At 62.6% G+C, this 20,243-nt stretch carries 23 protein-coding genes and 2 tRNA genes; 13 read left to right on the top strand and 12 right to left on the bottom strand.

Translation table 11 applies throughout. The annotated features are described in order from the left end of the window. Nucleotides 1–68: 68 nt before the first annotated feature. Nucleotides 69–1,289 (bottom strand): ABC transporter substrate-binding protein, encoded by a 1,221-nt coding sequence (locus YY7_RS0111140; RefSeq protein ID WP_035689842.1) that lies wholly within the window; start codon nucleotides 1,287–1,289, stop codon nucleotides 69–71. Nucleotides 1,290–1,575: 286 nt separating this feature from the next. On the opposite strand from YY7_RS0111140, the gene YY7_RS0111135 reads away from it, so the two are divergent. After that, complete coding sequence (locus tag YY7_RS0111135) at nucleotides 1,576–2,319, top strand: IclR family transcriptional regulator (protein ID WP_028163296.1); 744 nt, start codon at nucleotides 1,576–1,578, stop codon at nucleotides 2,317–2,319. A 3-nt stretch (nucleotides 2,320–2,322) separates the two neighbouring features. Here YY7_RS0111135 and YY7_RS0111130 read toward each other — a convergent pair whose 3' ends face one another. After that, nucleotides 2,323–2,835: a winged helix-turn-helix transcriptional regulator gene (locus tag YY7_RS0111130; RefSeq protein WP_028163295.1), complete on the bottom strand. Its 513-nt coding sequence runs from the start codon at nucleotides 2,833–2,835 to the stop codon at nucleotides 2,323–2,325. 142 nt (nucleotides 2,836–2,977) lie between these two features. Between YY7_RS0111130 and YY7_RS0111125 the strand changes: the two genes are divergently transcribed. The 4 genes from YY7_RS0111125 to YY7_RS0111110 are packed head-to-tail and all read left to right on the top strand — an operon-like array spanning nucleotide 2,978 to nucleotide 7,440. Then, a complete protein-coding gene (locus YY7_RS0111125; protein WP_028163294.1) occupies nucleotides 2,978–3,694 on the top strand; it encodes a hypothetical protein in 717 nt (238 codons plus the stop codon). A 37-nt stretch (nucleotides 3,695–3,731) separates the two neighbouring features. Beyond that, nucleotides 3,732–4,214, top strand: coding sequence for a (2Fe-2S)-binding protein (locus tag YY7_RS0111120; RefSeq protein ID WP_028163293.1), 483 nt, complete (start codon nucleotides 3,732–3,734; stop codon nucleotides 4,212–4,214). Between the two features lie 5 nt (nucleotides 4,215–4,219). After that, nucleotides 4,220–6,589, top strand: a complete 2,370-nt coding sequence (locus YY7_RS0111115; RefSeq protein ID WP_035689838.1) for a xanthine dehydrogenase family protein molybdopterin-binding subunit — start codon at nucleotides 4,220–4,222, stop codon at nucleotides 6,587–6,589. Continuing rightward, nucleotides 6,586–7,440 carry an FAD binding domain-containing protein gene (locus YY7_RS0111110; protein WP_028163291.1) on the top strand — a complete coding sequence of 285 codons (855 nt, stop codon included), beginning with the start codon at nucleotides 6,586–6,588 and terminating at the stop codon, nucleotides 7,438–7,440. Before YY7_RS0111115 ends, YY7_RS0111110 begins: the two co-directional genes overlap by 4 nt. On the opposite strand, the gene YY7_RS51360 is transcribed toward YY7_RS0111110, so the two are convergent. The 5 genes from YY7_RS51360 to YY7_RS0111085 all read right to left on the bottom strand — a co-directional run bounded on the left by YY7_RS51360 (nucleotide 7,420) and on the right by YY7_RS0111085 (nucleotide 11,595). Continuing rightward, a complete protein-coding gene (locus YY7_RS51360; protein WP_035689894.1) occupies nucleotides 7,420–7,923 on the bottom strand; it encodes a winged helix-turn-helix transcriptional regulator in 504 nt (167 codons plus the stop codon). The two genes, YY7_RS0111110 and YY7_RS51360, sit on opposite strands and share 21 nt — an antisense overlap. A gap of 134 nt (nucleotides 7,924–8,057) precedes the next feature. Continuing rightward, nucleotides 8,058–9,323: a CaiB/BaiF CoA transferase family protein gene (locus YY7_RS0111100; protein WP_028163290.1), complete on the bottom strand. Its 1,266-nt coding sequence runs from the start codon at nucleotides 9,321–9,323 to the stop codon at nucleotides 8,058–8,060. 1 nt (nucleotide 9,324) lies between these two features. Next, nucleotides 9,325–10,122 (bottom strand): enoyl-CoA hydratase/isomerase family protein, encoded by a 798-nt coding sequence (locus YY7_RS0111095; protein ID WP_035689836.1) that lies wholly within the window; start codon nucleotides 10,120–10,122, stop codon nucleotides 9,325–9,327. 156 nt (nucleotides 10,123–10,278) lie between these two features. Then, on the bottom strand, nucleotides 10,279–11,190 hold the full coding sequence (locus YY7_RS56465; RefSeq protein WP_196237250.1) for a glycosyltransferase family 9 protein: 912 nt from the start codon (nucleotides 11,188–11,190) through the stop codon (nucleotides 10,279–10,281). A 319-nt stretch (nucleotides 11,191–11,509) separates the two neighbouring features. Continuing rightward, nucleotides 11,510–11,595: transfer RNA gene (locus YY7_RS0111085), tRNA-Tyr, on the bottom strand. Between the two features lie 206 nt (nucleotides 11,596–11,801). On the opposite strand from YY7_RS0111085, the gene rlmB reads away from it, so the two are divergent. Next, on the top strand, nucleotides 11,802–12,626 hold the full coding sequence (gene rlmB / locus YY7_RS0111080) for a 23S rRNA (guanosine(2251)-2'-O)-methyltransferase RlmB (RefSeq protein ID WP_028163288.1): 825 nt from the start codon (nucleotides 11,802–11,804) through the stop codon (nucleotides 12,624–12,626). A gap of 88 nt (nucleotides 12,627–12,714) precedes the next feature. Here the strand turns inward: rlmB and YY7_RS0111075 are convergent, their stop codons facing one another. From YY7_RS0111075 to YY7_RS0111065, 3 genes are all read right to left on the bottom strand, one after another. Then, nucleotides 12,715–13,155: a hypothetical protein gene (locus YY7_RS0111075; protein WP_028163287.1), complete on the bottom strand. Its 441-nt coding sequence runs from the start codon at nucleotides 13,153–13,155 to the stop codon at nucleotides 12,715–12,717. A gap of 123 nt (nucleotides 13,156–13,278) precedes the next feature. Continuing rightward, entirely contained in the window at nucleotides 13,279–13,755 is a 477-nt protein-coding gene (locus tag YY7_RS0111070) for a hypothetical protein (protein ID WP_028163286.1), read from the bottom strand. A 160-nt stretch (nucleotides 13,756–13,915) separates the two neighbouring features. Further along, on the bottom strand, nucleotides 13,916–14,611 hold the full coding sequence (locus tag YY7_RS0111065; protein ID WP_028163285.1) for an urease accessory protein: 696 nt from the start codon (nucleotides 14,609–14,611) through the stop codon (nucleotides 13,916–13,918). Nucleotides 14,612–14,827: 216 nt separating this feature from the next. Here YY7_RS0111065 and YY7_RS0111060 point away from each other — a divergent pair, with 216 nt between their 5' ends. The 7 genes from YY7_RS0111060 (at nucleotide 14,828) to YY7_RS51350 (ending at nucleotide 19,141) form a co-directional block, all read left to right on the top strand. After that, nucleotides 14,828–15,274, top strand: a complete 447-nt coding sequence (locus YY7_RS0111060; RefSeq protein WP_028163284.1) for a hypothetical protein — start codon at nucleotides 14,828–14,830, stop codon at nucleotides 15,272–15,274. 123 nt (nucleotides 15,275–15,397) lie between these two features. Continuing rightward, nucleotides 15,398–15,472, top strand: a tRNA-Thr gene (locus YY7_RS0111055). Between the two features lie 92 nt (nucleotides 15,473–15,564). Further along, entirely contained in the window at nucleotides 15,565–15,717 is a 153-nt protein-coding gene (locus tag YY7_RS60220; RefSeq protein WP_155255128.1) for a hypothetical protein, read from the top strand. Between the two features lie 44 nt (nucleotides 15,718–15,761). Next, nucleotides 15,762–15,953 (top strand): hypothetical protein, encoded by a 192-nt coding sequence (locus YY7_RS0111045; protein ID WP_028163283.1) that lies wholly within the window; start codon nucleotides 15,762–15,764, stop codon nucleotides 15,951–15,953. A gap of 86 nt (nucleotides 15,954–16,039) precedes the next feature. Beyond that, nucleotides 16,040–17,908 (top strand): acyltransferase family protein, encoded by a 1,869-nt coding sequence (locus tag YY7_RS0111040; RefSeq protein WP_035689834.1) that lies wholly within the window; start codon nucleotides 16,040–16,042, stop codon nucleotides 17,906–17,908. Nucleotides 17,909–18,062: 154 nt separating this feature from the next. After that, nucleotides 18,063–18,488: a hypothetical protein gene (locus YY7_RS0111035; protein WP_028163281.1), complete on the top strand. Its 426-nt coding sequence runs from the start codon at nucleotides 18,063–18,065 to the stop codon at nucleotides 18,486–18,488. A gap of 353 nt (nucleotides 18,489–18,841) precedes the next feature. Then, nucleotides 18,842–19,141 carry a hypothetical protein gene (locus YY7_RS51350; protein WP_051396658.1) on the top strand — a complete coding sequence of 100 codons (300 nt, stop codon included), beginning with the start codon at nucleotides 18,842–18,844 and terminating at the stop codon, nucleotides 19,139–19,141. Here the strand turns inward: YY7_RS51350 and YY7_RS0111020 are convergent. Further along, nucleotides 19,118–19,357, bottom strand: a complete 240-nt coding sequence (locus YY7_RS0111020) for a hypothetical protein (RefSeq protein ID WP_028163280.1) — start codon at nucleotides 19,355–19,357, stop codon at nucleotides 19,118–19,120. The two genes, YY7_RS51350 and YY7_RS0111020, sit on opposite strands and share 24 nt — an antisense overlap. Nucleotides 19,358–19,509: 152 nt before the next feature. After that, nucleotides 19,510–20,226, bottom strand: coding sequence for an outer membrane protein (locus YY7_RS0111015; protein ID WP_028163279.1), 717 nt, complete (start codon nucleotides 20,224–20,226; stop codon nucleotides 19,510–19,512). Nucleotides 20,227–20,243: the final 17 nt, after the last annotated feature.

The raw sequence follows: 20,243 nt of genomic DNA, 5'->3' as shown, positions 1-20,243 counted from the left end.
GCGGCTCGCAAGGCAGGCGCGGCTCTCTCTAGAATTCCGGCTCGCTCGCGTTCGACCGAGCCGGACACTCACTTCACAAGGGGGCAACCGCCGTCCTTGAGCGGACGGAATGCCGCTTCGGCGGGAATGGTCGAAACGATCTTGTAGTAGTCGTAGGGCTTCTTCGATTCGCCGGGCGTCTTGACCTGGATCAGCATCATGTCGTGAAGAACGCGACCGTCCTCGCGCAGCGACGTCTTTCCGAACAGAGGATCGTCAAACGTGCCCACCTCGCGCATCGCCTTGACGACGGCGGCGCCATCACGCGGCGATCCCACCTTTGCGACGGCGGTCAGATAGGCCAGCGTCGCGGAATATGCTCCAGCCTGGTTCATCGACGGATAGCGCCCGTTGTTCCGCGCCGCGAAGCGCTCGCCAAAGCTCCTCGTCTTGTCGTTCAGGTCCCAATAGAACGCGGTGGTCAGTTGGAGGCCTTGCGCCGTCTTCAGGCCAAGCGAGTGAATGTCCGAGATGAACAGCAGCATCCCTGCGAGCTTCTGCCCGCCCTCAATGATGCCGAATTCGGAGGCCTGCTTGATCGCCTTGATCGTATCGCCACCGGCATTGGCGAGCGCGATGATCTCGGCGCGCGACGCCTGCGCCTGAAGCAGGAAGGACGCGAAGTCGTTCGAATCAGTCGGGTGCTTGACACTGCCGACGACCTTGCCACCGTTCGCGTTGACGACGGCGCTCGCATCGCGCTCCAGCGAATGCCCGAGGGCAAAGTCGGCCGTGACGAAGAACCAGGTCTTGCCGCCGGCCTTGGTGATGGCATCGGCGGTACCGTGCGACAACGCCCAGGTATCGTAGGTCCAGTGCACCGAATTCGGCGTGCAGGACTTGCCCGTCAGGTCCGACGTGCCCGATGCGGTGAACAGCGCGACTTTGTTCAACTCCTGAACGAGGGGTGCGATGGCCAGCGAGATCGCGCTCGTCGGCAGATCAACGACCGCATCGACATTCTCCGTGTCGAACCATTTGCGGGCGATGCCGCGCGCCACGTCCGGCTTGTTCAGCGCGTCGCCGCTGACAACCTCGATCTTGAACTTCTCCGAACCCGGCAGCTTGTTGAAATCCTCGACCGCCATCTTCGTCGCTTCGGCAGCGCCCATGCCCCCGATGTCCGAGAAGATGCCGGACATGTCGGCGAGCACGCCGAGCTTGACGCTGGTCTGAGCCAAGGCGGCCGAGGCGGTCACCATGCAAACCGACGCCACCGCCGATGAAACCAAATTCCTGAATGCAGCCATGAAAGGTCCTCCCCCCGTGGGCTTTCGCTGATGGTGGCAGCCTCAGCCTTCAGCAAAATTCTTATTTGTGAATTTATAAGACACGTATATGAATTTTAAGTCAAGGCGTTCGTTCCGACCTCTGAACCGAAGTCCACAGGACGCGATGGCTCAAATTCCGGGACGAGCTTCCGGCTGAGCGGATGATGCTATGACCGTGGAGTCGCCAATCAGCGGCTGAGTAAGCGGGAGTTGTTGTTCGACGTCACGGAGCAACCAACCTTCGCGGAGAAGATGCGGGTTTCGTATGTTGGTCAGGCAGGCTGCTAACGTTCTCGAGCTGCTGGAGTACTTTGCGCGCCGCAAACGACCGGCGACGCTGGCCGAGATCTCGGACGATCTGGGCTGGCCGCGCTCCAGCACCTTCAATCTTGTTGGCACGATTGTCGACAAGGGATGGCTCTACGAGACGCGAGCGCGAAGCGGCTACTACCCAAGCCCACGCTGGCTGACGCTGGCGCGCGCCGTTGCGGACGCGGCCCCGCTTCCAGAAGTCGCCTATGCACTCGTGGCAGAAATTGCCAAGGAGACCGGAGAGACCACGGCGATCGCGGCCCTAGCGGGCACCTCTGCGATCTTCCTGCATGTCGAGGAATCCGGGCATTCGGTGCGCTACTTCGCTCAAGTGGGCGACCGGGTGCCGGTGTATGCAAGTTCGGTTGGAAGGGCCATCCTGGCGCAGCATTCTCCCGAAGAACGGCGGGCCATCTATCGCAAGATCAAGTTCGAGCCGTTTTCCGAAACGACGCCCATGAGCGCCGACGCAGTGGAGGCTGAACTCGAGATCGCGGCCAAGCGCGGGTACCACCAGAGTTCGTCGGAGTACATTCCCGATCTGGCAGGCGTAGCGCTTTCCCTTCCGCTCAGTTCACGACAGCTCTCGATCGTCGTTGCCGGACCGACGTCTCGGTGCCTGGAACGAAGAGCACTGACGGCGGCAACGATGCAGCAAGCATTGCGCCGCTTCGCGTCCGAGCTGGAAAGCAATTGAGAGTTAGCGCCGATCGCTGGATGATGATCTATCGAACTTCGTCAGCCGCCAGCGCACGAGATCGTCGGCGCCCGGACCGGCCTGCGGCCGTACATCCCGCAGGCGGACAACTTCACCTGATTTTTCGTCGACAAGAGCAAGCTTGACCGCCCGCCCGCTGCTCTGATTGATGAATTTCAGCGGCGGACCTTTGTCGCCAGCGATCTGCCATTTGTCGCCGACCTGCGCGAGTGCCTGGATCACGAGAATAATGTCCGCTCCCTTTCGCGTCAGAACGTATTCATAGCGGTCGGGCCCGGTCTGATACAGCCGCCGCTCAATCAGCTCATTCTCCTCGAGATGCTTGAGACGATCGGACAGCGTGGCGTGGGTGACGCCGGTCGACTTGCGCAGGTCATCGTAGCGGCGCAGCCCAAGACCGAGGTCCCGCAGGATCAGCATTGCCCAGCGGTCGCCGACGGCGTCCAGAACGCCGGCAATCGAGCACACCATTCCCTCGAAACTCTTCGAGCGCATTCGTCATACCCCCTCGCAAATCGCTCTAATAATTAGAGTAATTTCGACGTGCGCACAACCCTTGCAAATCTCTTGCTTTCTAATCACTCTTATTATTAGAGTTGTACATCTCGTTAGAATTCTTGGATCGGAAGGAAACAGCATGGCAGATCTCCGCGATCTCGTCCTCGATGCCCATGGCGCGGCGCAATGGAAACGGTTTCGCGGCATTGAGAGCGACATGTCGATCGTTGGTTCGCTCTGGGCCGGAAAGGGCTGGCCTGAGGTGCTGAAGGACGTTCGCGTCACGGTCGATATACCTGGCCAGCAGCTCAGCTACGAGCCATTCACCGCCGACGGCCTGCGCAGCTTCTATCGGCCCGATCTGGTTGCAATCGATACCGTCGAGGGCAAACGCCTGAGAGAGCGGAGCAGTCCGCGCGCTTCTTTTGCCGACCACACCCCAGCCACCCCATGGGACGATCTGCACCTCGCCTATTTCAGCGGCTATGCGATGTGGAACTATCTCAACACGCCCTTCATGTTCGCATTGCCGGGCTTTTCGACCGAGGAGATCGAGCCTTGGAATGAGAGCGGAGAGACGTGGCGTCGGCTCAAAGTGACCTTCCCGAACTCAGTCGCTACACACTCTCCCGAACAAGTCTTCTATGTCCGCGCCGATGGGCTCATTTCGAGGCTCGATTATTTCGCTGATGTGATCGGCGGCGTTCCGACCGCCCACTACGTGTCCGACTATCGCGACTTCGACGGCATCAAGGTCCCGGCCAAGCGTCGAGCCTATCGCCGCAATGCAGACGGCACTCCCATGACAAACGGGATCGGCGTCGCCATCGACATCGCCGCCGTCAGGTTCTTCTAACGAGATACGCGGTCGCCGGACCGCGACGGGAGGATATATGGTCGAAGCGGAAAAACGTCACACGGTGACGATCGAGATCAACGGCATCCGCCGTACGCTCGAGGTCGAAAGCCGTAAGCTGCTGGTCCACTTGATCAGGGACGATCTCGGCCTGACTGGCACTCATATCGGCTGCGACACCTCGCAATGCGGCGCCTGCACCGTCGAGATCGATGGACAGGCGACAAAATCATGCACCGTGCTCGCCGTCATGGCTGACGGCGCCTCGATCACGACGATCGAGGGCGTGTCGCCGGCGGGATCGCCCCTGGATCCGGTGCAGACCGCCTTCCATGAGCATCACGCGCTGCAGTGCGGCTTCTGCACGCCGGGAATGATCATGAGCGTGCGCCAGTTGCTGCGCGCTCATCCCGATCCAAGTGAAGACGACATCCGCCACGGCATAGCCGGCAACATCTGCCGCTGCACCGGCTATCACAACATCGTCCGCGCCGTTGAGTCCCTCGTTGCAAAAGGCTGATCGCCATGAACGCAACCGTGCTCCCCTACATCGGCCAGCCGCTGAAGCGCCGCGAGGATTTCAAATTCCTCACCGGCAAGGGCCGCTATGTCGATGACATCAGGCTGCCCGGCATGCTCCATATGGCGATCGCGCGATCGCCGCATGCGCATGCCATCATCAAGAACGTCGACCTTGGCGCGGCCAAGGCAGCGCCGGGCGTTCGCCTTGCCCTCTCTGGTCAGGATCTTCAGGGCAAGATCGGTCCGATTGTTCCGAACTGGGTCATGCCCGGCACCAAGGTGCCGTTTCGCCCGGTTGTCGCCATCGATCGCGTGCGTTTCGTCGGTGAATGCGTCGCGCTGGTGGTCGCGGAGACGCAAGCGCAAGCCTATGACGCCGTCGGCCTGATCGACGTCGATTACGAGATGTTGCCTGCCGTGATCGACGAAGAGGCCGCGATCGGGCCCGACGCGCCGCAGCTTCATGACAACGTGCCCGGCAACATCACCACCGTCTACAAGGTGCGGGGCGGCGACTATGCCATGGCAGCCCGCGAAGCCGATCAGGTTCTCAAGCTGCGCCTCGTCAACAACCGCCTGATTCCGACCTGCATGGAAACGCGCAGCGTGGTGGCCGCGCCCGAGCCCGACGGCACATTGACGGTGTACATGCCAAGCCAGGTCCCGCACATGCATCGGCGCTGGATCGCCGAGACGGTCGGCATTCCGGAACACCTGTTGCGCGTGGTCGCGCCCGATATCGGCGGCGGCTTTGGTGCCAAGATGCATCTTTATCCGGAGGAGCTGCTCTGTCCGCATCTCGCGCGCGAACTCGGCGCGCCAGTGAAATGGTGGGAAAGCCGTTCTGAGAGCCATCAATCGACCAACCATGGCCGCGCCCACACTGAAAATATCGAGGTGGCGATCAAAAATGACGGCATCATTCTCGGACTGAAAGTCGAAACGCTCGGGAATGTCGGAGCCTATCTCTCCAACATGGCGAGCGGTGGGCCGACCGTTAACACCGTCAATTTCGGCACCGGCAATTATAGAATCGCGAACTACGAGGCGACCTCGCGCGTCGTCGTCACCAACACCGTGCCCGTCGATGCCTATCGTGGCTATGGCCGGCCGGAAGGCGCCTATATCGCCGAGCGTGCCATCGACGCCGTCGCGCGTCATCTGAATCTGGATCAGGTCGAGATCAGGCGGAAGAATTTCATTCAGCTCGCCGATTTTCCCTACCGGCCCTATGGAGGCATGGCCGTGATCTACGATAGCGGCAATTATCAGGGCCTTCTCGACAAGGCACTCGCCGCTTTCAACTACGACGCTCGCCGGAACGAACGCGACACCTTGCGCCGCAACGGCATCTACCGCGGCATCGGCGTTGCCGCGTACACGCATATGTGTGGCATGGCGCCGTCGCGGCGTCTTGCGCTGATCGGATTCGATCGCGGCGGCTGGGAGAGCGCGCGGGTTGCGATCGATTCCAGCGGCCGCGCCACGGTGTATTCGGGTTCGATGAGCCAGGGCCATGGCCATGTCACCTCGCTGTCGCAGATCGCCGCGGACGTGCTGCAAATTCCGATCGAGAGCATCGACGTGATCCAGGGCGATACGCGCCAGGTGCAGGCTGGCCACGGCACCTTCAACTCCCGTTCGATGGCGGTCGGCGGATCGAGCCTGCATGTCTGCTCGCAGCGCATCGTCGCAAAAGCAAAGAAGATGGCCGCGGGCATGCTGGAGGTCGACGAGAAGGACATCGCCTATGCCGCGGGCCGGTTCAGTGTGCCCGGCACCGACATTGCACCTCTGGCCTTCGGCAAGGTCGCGCGCATGGCCTATGTCGGACACAAGCTCCCCGATGGGGTCACGCCTGGCCTCGACGAAACCGTCTTCTACGATCCGACCGGAATGAGCGCGCCGTCCGGCGTCCATCTGGCCTATGTCGAGGTCGATCCCGAGACCGGGATCGTTGACATCATCGACTATGTCGCGGTCGATGACGTCGGCACGTTGATCAATCCGCTGCTGGCAGCAGGACAGATCCACGGTGGCGTCGTGCAGGGCATTGCCCAAGCGCTATATGAAGAGGTCAGCTACGATCCTGACAGCGGACAGCTCCTGACCGGCTCGCTGCTCGACTACGCCGTGCCGCGTGCCGAGCATGTGCCCAGCATCACCTCGCTGTTCCAGGAGACCCCCTCCCCGACCAATCCGATCGGCGTCAAGGGCATCGGCGAAAGCGGCTCGATCGCGGCGCCGCCCTGCATGGTTCACGCCGTGCTCGACGCGTTGTCGCCCTTCGGCATCAGCCACCTCGATATGCCGCTGACGCCGCCGCGCATCTGGGCGGCGGTCCAGAGCGCGCGCAACGGAGCAGGCCAATGATCCCTGCGCCCTTCGACTATGTTCGCGCGGGCTCGCTCGCCGAGGCGATCGATTTCCTGCGCCGTGACCCAGACGGAACGAAGCTGGTCGCCGGAGGCCACACGCTGATCCCGACGCTGAAGCTTCGGCTGGCCTCGCCAGCGCTGCTCGTTGATATCCGCGGCGTCGCGGAAATGAAAGGAATCCTGGTCGGCGAGGACAGCATCAGCATTGGCGTGCTGACGACACATGCCGAACTGCTTGCATCCCACGCGCTACACCAGGTGCTTCCGATCTTCCGTCAGGCGGCCAATTTGATTGCCGATCCGCAGGTGCGCAACCGCGGCACTATTGGTGGATCACTCGCCAATGCCGATCCCGCAGCCGATTGGCCGGCCATCGTGATCGCGCTGAAGGCGGAACTGGAGGTCGCAAGCGCCAGCGGATCAAGACGCGTAGCGGCGAATGACTTTTTTGTCGATATCTTCTCCACGGCGCTGGAGCCCGACGAGGTGCTGGTCGCCATCCATATTCCGCGCCCGGCGGCGGATACGCGCTTCAGCTATCGGAAAATCCGGCATCCTGCGAGCGGCTATGCCGTCGTCGGTGTGGCTGCCGGCGTGCGCGTCAACGTCGGCGTCGCCGCGGACGTCTCGATCGGCGTCACCGGCGCGGCGGGGCACGCATTTGCGGGAGATGTCGCGGCAAAATTCCTGGCTGGCAAGGCATTGTCCCAAGGAAATATCGGAGAGGCCGCGAGACTCCAGAGTGCAGCGACCGAGTGCCTGTCGGACCGCTACGCGTCGGCCGAGTATCGCGCCAGCCTGGTCAGAACGGAAATAACGCGCGCGCTACTCGCTCTTGCGGCGTGAGACGCTCCTCGGCGCTTCGGTCGGCTTCCCGGCCGAGGCCGCGCCGCCGAACCGCTTGCGGTTGAACGGCACGGCGCCGGCTCCCGGGACCACCTCGATGTCTTCGAGACGCAGCGGCTTGCCGCCGGCTGTCCGCAGTTCCGGATACTCGATCGGATGTCCGGCGCGGCGCTCACGAAAAACCACCTGCGGCCCCTCCGGCTCTGCGAGCCAGCTGTCCCCCCATTTCTTGAGTGCAAGATAGGCGGGGAAAAAGTCGCGCCCTTTGTCGGTCAGAACATATTCGTATCGGCCGGCGTGCTCGGGCAACGGCACACGAGCCATCATGCCTGCCTCGACAAGTTTCTTCAGCCGACTGCTCAGGATATTGGGCGCCACTCCGACATAGTACTCGAATTCGTCGAACCGCTTCACGCCATAGTAGGCCTCTCGCAGGATCAGGATCGTCCAGCGATCGCCGACGATTTCCATGGCTCGCGCCATGGAACATTCCTTGTTTGCGAGACGGCTTTGCTTGACGCCGGACATACTCTCTTCAGCTCCGAGCTCGACCCGTACCATACTGGGGCGAGTTCGCGTATGTCCAGTGTCAGCGTAGCTTGCCTGTTTCCGGTGGATCAGGCCGCCTGACCGGGCTCGGTCTGCGGCTTGACGGCGGTCTCAGGCTCAAGTGCGCGCCGATGTGTCACCAGTACGCCGGCTTCGCTCAAGCGCTTCAATTCAGCTTCGCTGACGCCGAGTTCGCCGAACACCGCGGCATTATGCTCACCCTGAAAGGCCGGAGTGCCGATCGGCGTCAGCTCTTCAGCCGAAAAGCGCCAGGGACGTCCTGGCAGGCGATACTGACCACCGCTGCGGTCGGAGACGTATTGCACGGCTCCCCAATAGTCGCTCCATTCCGATGCCGTCAGTTCCTTGATCGAGCGGATCTCGCCCATCGCGATCTTGGCTTCATCGAATTGGGCGTCCAGGGTCGCCATATCCGGGAAGGTCAGTATCCACGACTGGATGATCTGGTGGAGCGCACCGAAGTTCAGCCGGCGCGCGGCCGCACTCGAGAATCGCGGATCGTCCATCAGGTCCGCACGGCGCATCGCGCGCAACCACGACGGAAAGGTCCGGCTGCCGACAATGCTGGTCGCGACCGTGAAGTGCTCGCCTTGCGGCCCGGTAAAGAACGAGCAGTCGGTGGCACCAAGCACGGCGGGTTCGGCGCCGATATCATCGTCGGAAAGATCGACATGCGCCCGTTCGTTGACCGCGAGCAGCGTCGCGGCCATCGCGACATCGATGTATTGGCCGCGTCCGGACTTCTGGCGGCTGTTGAGCGCTGCCAGGATAGCGATCACGGCCTGCAGTCCGGCATAGACATCCGCGTGCGACAGGCTGTCGGTACGTGGCTCACTCAGCGCACTCCCATAATGACGAACGCTGTTCTCGGTGAAACCTGCCTCGGCCTGCACCGTCGGCGCGTATGCCATTCGACTTCGCCAGGGTCCTCCCTGGCCGTAGCCAGTGATCGAAGCATAGATCAATCGCGGATTTCGCTTTGACAGCGTCTCATAGTCGAGACCGAAGAAACCCAGCGTGCCCGCACGGAAATTCTCGACGACGACATCGGCCGTATCGCAGAGTTTCAGCGCTAGTTCATAGGCGCCCGGCACATTGAGATTGATGCTGACATTGCGCTTGCCGGCATTCTGCTGCGCGTAATAGCCCGACATGCCGTCGGTCGATGGAAATGCAAAGCGCGAGACATCGGGGCTTGGCGGCTCGATCTTGATGACCTCGGCGCCAAGATCCTGCAACGTCCGCGCGCATAACGGGCCAGCGAGCACACGGGAGAAGTCGACAACACGGATTCCGCTTAAAGGGCCGCTCATGTCAGCGCCCCGCGAATTTTGCGAGGCCCGGGCCATTCTTGCGGAATGACGCGAGACCGGTCTTCAGGTCTTCCGAGGTCCAGATCGGAGCCTGCACCCTCGCCATCGCCTCATCGGCAGCAGCGACACCTTCATTGACCGCGATGTACGCGAGTTGCTTGGTGGCCGCATGCGCCACGGTCGGACCTTGCGCGAATTCTTCCGCAAGCATCATCGTGGTCTGCTCCAGCGACTCCTCCGGAACCGTCAGATTGATCAGCCCCCACTTCTCCAGCGTCGGCGCGTCGTAGCGCCGCGCCAGCATCGACATCTCCTTGGCGCGCTGAGCTCCGATACGCTGCACCTGGCGCTGGATTCCGCCGAGCAAGGGATGCAGCCCGAGCGTGGCCTCGACTGATCCGATCTTTGCCGAAGAGGCGGCGATGATGTAGTCGCACGAGAGCGCAAGCTCGAGTCCGCCGCCAAGACAGACGCCGTGAACGCTGGCGATCAGCGGAATTGGCAACAACTCCATGAAGCGCAGGAATTCGACGCCGTTGAGCCGCCTGTTTTCGCTGGCCTGATCAGCGGCACCCGCGGCGACCCGCTTATCGAAGATATCCAGATCCGCGCCGGCAGAGAAATGGCGCAGTCCGCTGCGGATCACGATGGCGCGGCTGCCGACCTTCTGGGCCGCCTCCACCTGCTCGACAAGCGCATTGATGAGCTTTGGGCCGAGCAGGTTGTACGGCCGATAAACCATGGTCAAAACGGAGATGTTGCCGCGCTCTTCGCGCGTCACGAGCACGTCCTCGGACAAAATTGCCTCCTGTGTGTCGGCGCTGCTTCGCAATGGCCGTATTCTCGTTTCTGAGAACACTACATCATGACTTGCATTTTGCAAGTCACGAGTCGTTGTCCGATGACGGCCTTGGCGCGCGGGCGCTCCAGCAGGAGGCAACTCATAGATAGAGTTCTATGATCCACCGCCTCCGAATGAGCGTTGCGCCTCGTCTAACGCGCGGTCGAGCCATCCAAGATCATCGCCGTTGGGAAACCAGCTCGACCTCGCCAGCGCATAGTCGTCCGGTCCGCGGGCGAATTCGATGCCACGCGGCAACCGAGACGACAACTCGAACGACAAGGTGCGAGGATAGTCACGCACGCGCCATTCGGGACGATGGGTCGGAAAGAACGCCAGGCACGCTACGCCTAAGGCGTCGGCCAGATGCACCATCCCGGTGTCAGTCGAGATAATCCATCGCGCGTGACGCACAATGCCGCACAGTTCGTCGAGCGTGGCGCAGGGCTCCACGTGAACGACCTTGCGGCCGAGTGCATCGGGGACGGTCCCTTGCGTCACGACGGGCCCGATCGCAAGCGCGCGTCGGAGAATATGCGCGTGGACCTCGTCCGGCATTTCGCGCAGTCGCATTGACGCCTTCGGGCAGACCAAAACATAGCCGTTTGGCAAGGCAGGCCGCGCCGGTCTGACCCGTGATGCCAGCCAGCTATTTCGCCGCCAGCCTGCCGGCACCTGCTCCGCCGCCACGCCGAGGCGTTGCAGGAAGAAATCGATCATCGCCCTGCACTGGAACTCCGGATCGAAGGCAAAGTCGCGGATGTCGATGACGCGAGTAACTGCCTCGCCAAGATCGATCGGCCGAGCGAGTGTCGCAAACTCGGGGGAAAGCGTTCGAATATCGGCGAAGTCAGCGGCGGCGTGGACAGCTTCGACCATCTTGGAGAGACCAGGAAGCCGAAACAGTAGCGGCCGCGGTGGTACGACGCCGACCCGGATCGCCAACTGGAGTGCCTGCAGGCCGACGATCGCGTCGCCAAGCGCGCGTCCGAATCCGTTCAGAATCCCGACGGTGGCCGATGCCATCATTCAAACCCAAACACCCAGAATCGCGCTGTCGCCGATACTCTCCGCCAGTTACGGGCCCTCGCTCATCGTCAGCCTCGCTCCAGCAGGCGTCCTCCGGACCGTGGTTCGAAGCTGTTACGCCATCGTGTCGTGAATCAGCCAATCGGGTTGCGACTGTAACCGGTAGACAGAGCGCGCGGGCTGAGCGACATCAGTTGATGACTTGGAAGACCATCTCAGTTTGCCTGGTTTGCCTAGCCGTAGCTCGCGGATACAGGCCCGCCTGCGCCCGGTGGGCTTCGGCGCGGCAGCCTTCACTCGCTGCGCGAGCAAAGGCTGGTGGGGGAGGCAGGACTCGAACCTGCGAAGCCATGAGGCGGCTGATTTACAGTCAGCTCCCTTTGCCACTCGGGACACTCCCCCGTCCCAACAGCGTCGGACGCCACCCGCCCAAGGTGGCGGCGGACAGGTCAATCGGTGACGCTGGTGACCGCGGGACCCGTCGGGGTGCGCGGCCGGCGCGTTTATGTGCGAAGGGAGGTAGCAAAGTCAACCAAGGCAAGCCGTTAATCGGCATCCTTTTGCCGGCAAAATTGCCATTGTCCGGAACCCGTGACACAACGCCCCTGATGAGCGATCGTGACCGCAAGCCCCCATTCCGCCGCGGCGGGGCTAAACCATTCGAAAAAGGGCGAAAATCGGCCGGCCGGCCGGTTTGGCGCAGCCGCGATTCGGACGCCGACGGGCCGGTGATTCTCTACGGCTGGCATACGGTTTCGCTGGCGCTGGCCAATCCGGAGCGCCGGATCCGCAAGCTGTTCGTAACCGAGAATGCGGCGAAGCGGCTGGCGGACGAACGGATCGACACCCGGGTGCCCGCGGAGATCGTCCGCCCCAGCACCATCGACCAGCGGCTGGGACCGGATGCGGTCCATCAGGGGCTGCTGGTGGAAGCCGATCCCCTGCCCTCGCCCGATATCGATACGCTCGAGCCCGAGGGCGTCGTGCTGGTGCTCGACCAGATCACCGACCCGCACAATGTCGGCGCCATCCTGCGCTCGGCCGCGGCCTTCGCGGTGAAGGCGATCGTCACCACCGCCCGCCACAGCCCCGAGGCGACCGGCGTGCTCGCGAAATCGGCCTCCGGCGCGCTGGAGCTGGTGCCGCTGGTCACCGTGCAGAACCTCGCCCGCGCGCTGACCGCATTGAACGAGCGCGGCTTCCTGACCGTCGGTCTCGACAGCCAGGGGAGCGAGGATCTCAGCCAGGTCGCGCTACGGCAGCCGCTCGCGCTGGTGCTCGGCGCCGAGGGCAAGGGATTGAGACAGCTGACGCGAGAGACCTGCAGCGTGGTGGCGCGGCTCGACATGCCCGGCGAGATCAAGAGCCTCAACGTCTCGAACGCCGCGGTGCTCGCGCTCTATATCGGCGCAAGCCGGCTTGGCCTGATGTAGAGCGTCTTCGAGCGAAGTAGCTCGAGGCAAATGAAAGCGCCCGCTCGCACGAGGCGAACGGGCGCCAATTTCAAGAGCGCCTATCAGATCAGTAGTAGCGGCGCAGCACGCGCTGACCCTGGTAATATTGCGAGTGGCCGTAGCGATAGTGCGAACGATAGTAGCGCGGACGCAACGGACGATAGTACGAGACTCCGCTCTCGCGATAGGTCGGAACCGGCGCCCAGTTACCCGGGCCGGTATAGGTCGGCCCCTGGTTGACATAGTAGTATTGCTGCTCCGGATCCGGGAGCCGCTGGGTGACCCAGCCATAGCCAGCGCCACAGCCGCCGCAGCCGGAAGTGTAGTTGTAGCTCACGACCGGCGCGGAATAGACCGGCGCAGCGTAGACCGGCGGCGCGCAGGGGCTGGCATAATAGCCATAAGAGCCGCACGGCGAGCACGAGCCGTACCCGTACCCGCACGCCATTGCGGGTGCCGCGGCCATGACCGCGACTGCCGCGACCATTCCTGAAATTATCTTACGCATTACTCTACTCTCTCCTGTTGGTGTGTTCTTATTGGCTCATCTCTTTGTTTGAGCATGATCTCCGCGCAAACGCTTAGCGTTTGTCGCGAGGGAAAACCGGTTTCCACTTTTCCGGATCATGCTCTAGCGCGGAATTCTCGGCGACCGGCGCCGATGGTCGCCTGGGGACTGGTCATACTGCGGCGCATAGATGATGGGCGGCGCATCGACCGGCGGATTGGACTGCGCCGGCAGCGGCATCGACTGCGCGGACCAGGATTGGTGATAGCTTTCGGCCGGCTTCGGCAGGCGCCGGTTCGACGGCGGCTCGATCTCCAGTCGCCCATAGCCCGGCATGTGGCCGAGGCTCGGATAATAATGGCCGACATTGGGCTCGGGATCGATGTAGCGGCCGCCATAGATGGTTGGCTGCACGTGGACGTTCTTGCCGAGACCCCATTCGCCTTCGATCACGGCATAGGAAGCGTCGATGCCGTTGATGATGATCGGCACGCCCCGGCGATAGGGAACGACGATATCGAAGCCGCCGCCGGAGCCGCCACCGGCAAAGGCCGTCGACGTCATCGCCAAAAGAATCCCCGCTGTAATGCCAACGCGCATTGGTCGCCTTCCTGTCTCGTTCAGCAACCTAATCGAATGCGCGCAGCCAAAGGTTAAAGCGACAGGCCAAACTGCCGGTAAGCCTAACGCGTGAGCATGCCGGCTCGCTCAATTGCGGGCGATCGTGATCAGCATTTGTTAACGCCGTATGCGCGGGCGCTTACACCAGCAGTGTTTCGACGATGGTGTTGATACCGATCGCGATGGTCACGAGCCCGACCGCGCCTTGCAGGCCGCGATTGGCCCAGGTGAGCCAGCGCGCGGAGGCCGCGATCGGCACTGCAATCACCGTGGACAGCGCGCCCATGCCGATCATCGAGCCAATCCCGAACAGCGCGACATAGCCCAGTCCGACGATCGGGCTTGCGGCCTGCGACACCGCAAGCACCAGCAGCGCCGCAGAGCCGGCCATGCCGTGCATCAGGCCGACCAGCAGCGTGCGCCAGCGAAAGCCGTGCGCGTGGACATGCGTCGCGGCACGATGCGGCGTCGTCTCGCCGGCATGGCTGTGGGCGTGGAAATGCACCGTACCGTCGCCGTGGCCATGGCGGTGGAAATGGACGCGGTCGCGCCACAGACGCCACAGCACGTGGACGCCAAGCCCGACCAGCATGATGCCGACGGCTCCCTCGATCGGCTGGGCCACCGTCTCCGGGATCGCGTGTCCGAGCAGGATGGCAGCGCCCGCGAAGCAGAACAGCGTCAGCGTGTGGCCGAGTCCCCAGGTCAGCCCGTGCCTGACGATGTCGCCGACATGGGTCCGGCGCGCGGCGATGCTGGAGACGGCGGCGATATGGTCGGGCTCGAGCGCGTGCTGCATGCCCAACAGAAAACCAAGTCCCAGGATTCCAAACATTCCGCCCCGTCCGCTCGATGCCCCTATTTGACACGAAGTGGCGACCCTTGTCAGGCCACTCCTTCCACAATCGGCGGCGTATCAACGTCCGCGAGTACCACTCTCTTGATGCGCTTGCTGCGATCACTTGGGTTTGAAATCGTGTGAACAGGATCGTTGGAACAGGCCCGCCGCGCGGCCGCTTGGTGTCGATTGCGACTTCAAGGAGAATCTCACATGAGACCACTCGCTATCGTCGGCACCGCCGCGCTGCTCGCTTCCGCCCTGGCCGCTCCCGCCGGGGCGCAACAGGTGATCTACAATCCCGGCTATTGCGCTCAGTTCTATCCGAACGCCAATTGCCAGAACCAAGGACCGGGAAATCCCTATACCGGCAGCTACCAGCAGCGTCGCGCCACCGCCTATCAGTATAACAATGGCTGGAACAAGAGCTACGCCCGCTGGGACGATCGCAGCGGCTTCTGGCCGGGCAACGTCGCCGCCGGGGTTGTCGGAGGCGCCGTCGGCACGGCGGCGGCGGTCGCCACTGCGCCATTTGCCGGTTTCGATAACAGCTACCGGGGCGGCTATTACACCCAGAGCTACGCCGAGCGTAACGGCCTCGTCTGCACGCCCGGCACCTGGTTCCGCGGCGAGGATGGCCGCCGCCACCCCTGCCAGTAACCCAATCGACCAGTTGGGGAAAAGGTGGCCACCCGGCCGCCTTTTTCCTGCATGCGTCTCGCCTGGCTGCCCTCAGGTTCTGGCCCTCCGCTCCCAAGTCTGATATGCGAGCGGCCGAAATCGGCCGGCTTAGCTCAGCGGTAGAGCAGCGGTTTTGTAAACCGAAGGTCGGGGGTTCAATCCCCTCAGCCGGCACCATCCGCTTCATCAAAGCGCCGTGTTTTGCGCCAAGATCGTTTCAATTATTTCCGTTGTCGGAGCGCGTATTTCAGCCGAACAGGATTTTAAGAATGACTTATTTCATCTACGCCCGCGACGGCACCGGGCAGATCATCCTAAGACGCGAGAGCGAGGATGCCGCGCTGAAGAAGGCGCACGAACTCAAGGAGATGGGCTGGTTCGACGTCGAGATTCGACAGGACAAGAAGCCTGCTGCTGCCTGATGAACCTTTGCGGTTGGTGCCGGACATACGTTCGAGGTACCCACATGTCCGACACGCAGCACTACCGGTTTCAATCCGAGCAAGCGAAGCGGCTGGCCTATCAGGTCATCGATGCAGACGTTCGCGAAAAACTGCTCGAAATGGCCGATGAATATGACCGCTACGCCGACCTGATCGAAGCAAAGGCCGCCGAACGGCTGGCCGAGACGACCGCAACACCACTTCCCGCGAGCTAGGCGGGCCACAAACATTTGATACGTGATGAAGCGGGCCCCTGCCCGCTCTGGCGGCGTCGCCGTGGACCGGGTACATCATCCGCACAATGGCGCATCACGAAACGGCTTATCGGCCCGATATCGACGGGCTGAGGGCAATCTCCATTCTGCTGGTCGTCGGTTATCATGCCCAGCCTTGGCTGGTGCCGGGCGGCTTCATCGGCGTTGACGTCTTCTTCGTCATCTCCGGCTTCCTGATCACGCGGATCATCCTGACGAGGGTCGATGCCGGCACCTTCTCGTTCGGCGATTTCTATGCACGGCGCGTTCGCCGCATTTTTCCAGCCCTCGTCATCGTGCTCACCGCGACCTATCTGGTCGGATGGTTCGCGCTGCTGCCCGATCAATTCACCCTGCTAAGCGAGAACATTGCTGCCGGCGTTGCCTTTGCGGCCAATCTGTTCCAGCTCAGGCAGACCGGGTATTTCGCACCTGCCGCCGCGGACAATCCGCTGCTGCATCTGTGGTCGTTGGGCGTCGAAGAGCAGTTCTATATCTTCTGGCCGCCGCTGATCCTTCTTCTCCCCGCAACCGCAATCCGCGGCCGATGGATCGCGGTCATCGCGCTGGTGTCGTTTGCGTTCAGCCTGAGTATCTTCTTCGGCTACGAGACTGTCGCGTTCTACTCACCGCTCACACGCGCCTGGGAGTTGCTCGCGGGCGGACTTCTTGCCCACCTTGTGCTCGTACGGAAGAGCGTTAGCTGGGACAAGCGGATCGGCGAGTATCTTGCTCTGTTGGGCCTTGCCGCGATCCTTGGCCCGGCGCTGCTGTTGGATCGCGCCAGCGCATTCCCAGGCCTCTACGCCCTGCTGCCGGTGCTCGGCGCGGTACTCCTGATCGCCACGCCAAATTCGGCGGTGAACAAGATGCTGCTGTCGAACCGGCCAATGGTATGGATCGGCCTGATCAGCTATCCGCTCTATCTCTGGCACTGGCCGGTCCTGTCCTATCTCGGCATTCTGCGCAACGGCGTGCCGAACGTGATGGAGATCTGGGCGGCGGTCGCCGTCTCCGTGATTCTTTCCTGGCTGACATTCCGCTTTGTCGAAATTCCGCTTCGCCACTACGACCGGGCAGTCAAGAGACTAGCGCTCGGTCTCGCGCTCGTCGGCCTTGCCGGTATCGTGACCATCGCCGCGGCCGGATTCGATTTTCGTTTTCCTGTGGAGGTGCAGGCGATCGCGCGGACCCAGGCGAAGGACAATGCGGGATTTAGCGACGGGTGTTTCCTGGAAGCGCCGGGCGCTGAATTCAACGCAGACTGCATCGAGCAGGGAACGCAGCCGCTCGTATTTTTGTGGGGCGATTCGACCGCGGCCGCGCTCTATCCGGGCTTGAAGGAAGCAGAGGCTGCGAGCGGATCGTTCCGCCTGGCGAGGTTCAGCGCGCCGGGCTGCGCTCCGATCCTGGATTCGGGCGCGAACGCACGCTGCGACGAAGTCCATCGCACCGCCTTCGGCCTACTTCAGTCCGCGCATCCGGACGTCGTGCTGCTGCATGCGATGTGGGGCACGAACAACGATCTCGGCAAGCTGCACGAAACGATCGCGCGGCTGCGCGCCAGCAAGGTCCGGCGCATCGTCATACTGGGTCCACTGCCGGTCTGGAAGCGAACGCTTCCCCATACGCTCGTCAATCACTACCGGATTTGGCACGAGATTCCGGAGCGAATCGCGGCGGGCGTATCAGGCTTGGACAACGATCAGCGGATGGAGGCTTTCAGCAAAGCCGAAGGGATCGAGTACATCTCTGCCTGGCATACGCTATGCAATGCTGCGGGCTGTCTGACCGGGATCGGGACCGATGCCAACCAGGTGCTGATAACCGATATCGTGCACCTCTCCGATGCCGGCTCGAAGTTTCTCATCAGAGCGATCGGCAAGGAATTGCTGCCGTTTCCACCGCACCCGTGAGGACAGCGCCATCACCCTGTTATGGTAAACGATCTCTTCCGATTGACGTGGTGTTACTCTTTTGTCACCTCGGTGGAAATTGGGACTGCCATAACTTGGGATGCTTGATTCCGAAGGCAACCTTTGCTGCAGTCGAGTAGGGCCGAGGTGTGCCATGAAATGGATGAAGGAACGCGATCTCCTGATCGCTCAGACAATGGCGTTCGTGCAATCGGTGACCGGCAAGAAGCCCGACGCCGAGTTGTTGTCGCCGGCCACCGAGACGACCGTCCGCGCCACCATAACCACCGCCGTGGTTAACGTTGAAGCCGTGCTCGCCGAACCTCCGCCGCTCCCGATCGCCGTCCCGCCCAACCCAGCTCAGACGATGCCTGCTCAGACAATGCACCCTGAGGCAAGGCCGTCTCAGGCGAAGCCGCCTCAGATCGCGGGTCTCGACCTCCCCGCCGATTTCCAGGCCGAAATCCGTGCCCGGGTGGCAAGCTTCCGCGCCCACCAGGAGCGGTTTACCCGGGAGCGCGAGGAATACTGCCGTGCCACCATGGCCAAGGTCCGCGCCACCCTGAGCGAGGGTACCTAGCCGCCTCGCTCCGCCGAATAGAATAATCCCCCCGGCTGTCCCGCCAGGTCTTGGCGGTCAGAGCCAGGCCCATACCAGCAGCATATTGGCCACAGAGGCGACCAACAGCGCCGCGGTGAGCGTGACATGCACGCGTTCGCTGGATGTGTGCAGAACCGTTGTCATGGCCTGGAGCATCCGGCGATTCTAGCACCGGAGTCTTGCGGATTCTTTTTTGGGGGATTCACCACTTATTAGGGACTCAAGACGGGGTGACGGACGCCCTCACCTGGGCGTGAAACAAGACGGTTGGCGGTGCTGAAACCCGGGGGCGGGGTTGGCGTTGACTGCCTTTGCGGAGCCACGAGCTAAGAATGCCGTACGCGCTGTTTTCCAACGATGCCAAGCTGAGCAAGGCCTATCCGACCGAGGCGGATGTCTGGAAGGTCGCCCGGAAGAGCGGCCTGGTCGTCGATGTCGCCACCGACGAGGACAAGGCCGCCCCGCGTCCGGTCCTGGACAATGATTACGAGATCAGGCCCTGCCAGGCGGAGCCGAACGAAGACCCCGCCAAGAACAAGGCCGATGCCGAACGCGAGGCGCGGAGCGAGCCGCAGCTCTCGCCGCCCGAGCCGCCGCAGGAAAAAGCCTTACGGCGTCGCGCTCACCAGTGAGGCCTGCTCCGAGGCCAGCGTCACGCACGCCTTACGCCGGTGCAGTCCCCTGATCGCGCCGGTGACCTTGAGCACCTTGCCGACCCCGCAGGCCGGATCCTGGACAAAGGCGACCTCGTAGGGCGCGAGAATCAGCGGTTCGGATTTCAGCACGGTCTGGGCAAGGCATGGCGATATCGCCGCAGAAAAAATCAACGCTAACGCAAAAGCACGCATGTTCGTGTGTCCACCTGGCCCGGCGGCCGGCATAATAAACCATCGAGCGTGAAAGTTCCGTGCACCGCAAAAAATATTTTCCGCAGCGCCGGTAGCCCTGCAGCAAAAGGGCCGGCGGAAAGCCGGCCCTCGCCCCCCGCGGAAACCCGCGGTCAGTATTTGGAAGCGACCGGCCCGCCCCAGCCGAAGCGGTAGTTCACGCCGACCTTGACCGTATGCTCGTCGTCCCGGAAGCGGGAGCCGACGATCTCGGCCGGACCGGAGGTGAAGGTCGTGTGGCCGAAATTGTAATACTGGTACTCGGCCTTGGCCGACCAGTTCGGCGCGAACATGTATTCGAGGCCTGCGCCAACCGTGTAGCCGTCCTTGCGGTTGCCGTCGGTCGTGAAGGGCTGCGGCACGCCGGCGAAGGCGACGCCGAGATTGCTATTCTCACGCCAAGCGTAACCGCCCTTGGCGTAGAGCAGCGCCGGACCCCAGGTGTAGCCCAGCCGGCCGGTTACCGACCCGAGCTGGTCGGTATTGCCCGTCACCACCGTTCCAGCGGGGAACACGAAGCCATTATTGCTGGTGCCCGGCAGCCAGCTGTATTGCGCCTCGACGCCCACCACCCAGTTCGGCGCGAATTGATAATCAAAACCGCCCTGCACGCCGCCCAGGAAGCGCGCGTCGCTGCCGAGCAGATTGTTGCCGTCGGTGAAGCCGCCGCCGATATGGCCGCCGATATAGAATCCGGTCCAATTGTAAACCAACGCTGGCGCCGTATAGGCCGGCGGTGCCTTGGTATAGGGCCGTGCCGGCATGTCAGCCGCGAAAGCCGGGCCGGCGAATGCGGCCAGGGCGACTGCGCCAAGCAAAAACTTCTTCATGGTACTTCCCCGTTCAC

It is taken from the genome of Bradyrhizobium elkanii WSM2783 (genome assembly GCF_000472865.1).
GTDB lineage: Bacteria > Pseudomonadota > Alphaproteobacteria > Rhizobiales > Xanthobacteraceae > Bradyrhizobium > Bradyrhizobium elkanii_A.
The sequence above is the reverse complement of the archived record's forward strand: the minus strand, read 5'-3'. Positions and strand labels throughout refer to the sequence as shown.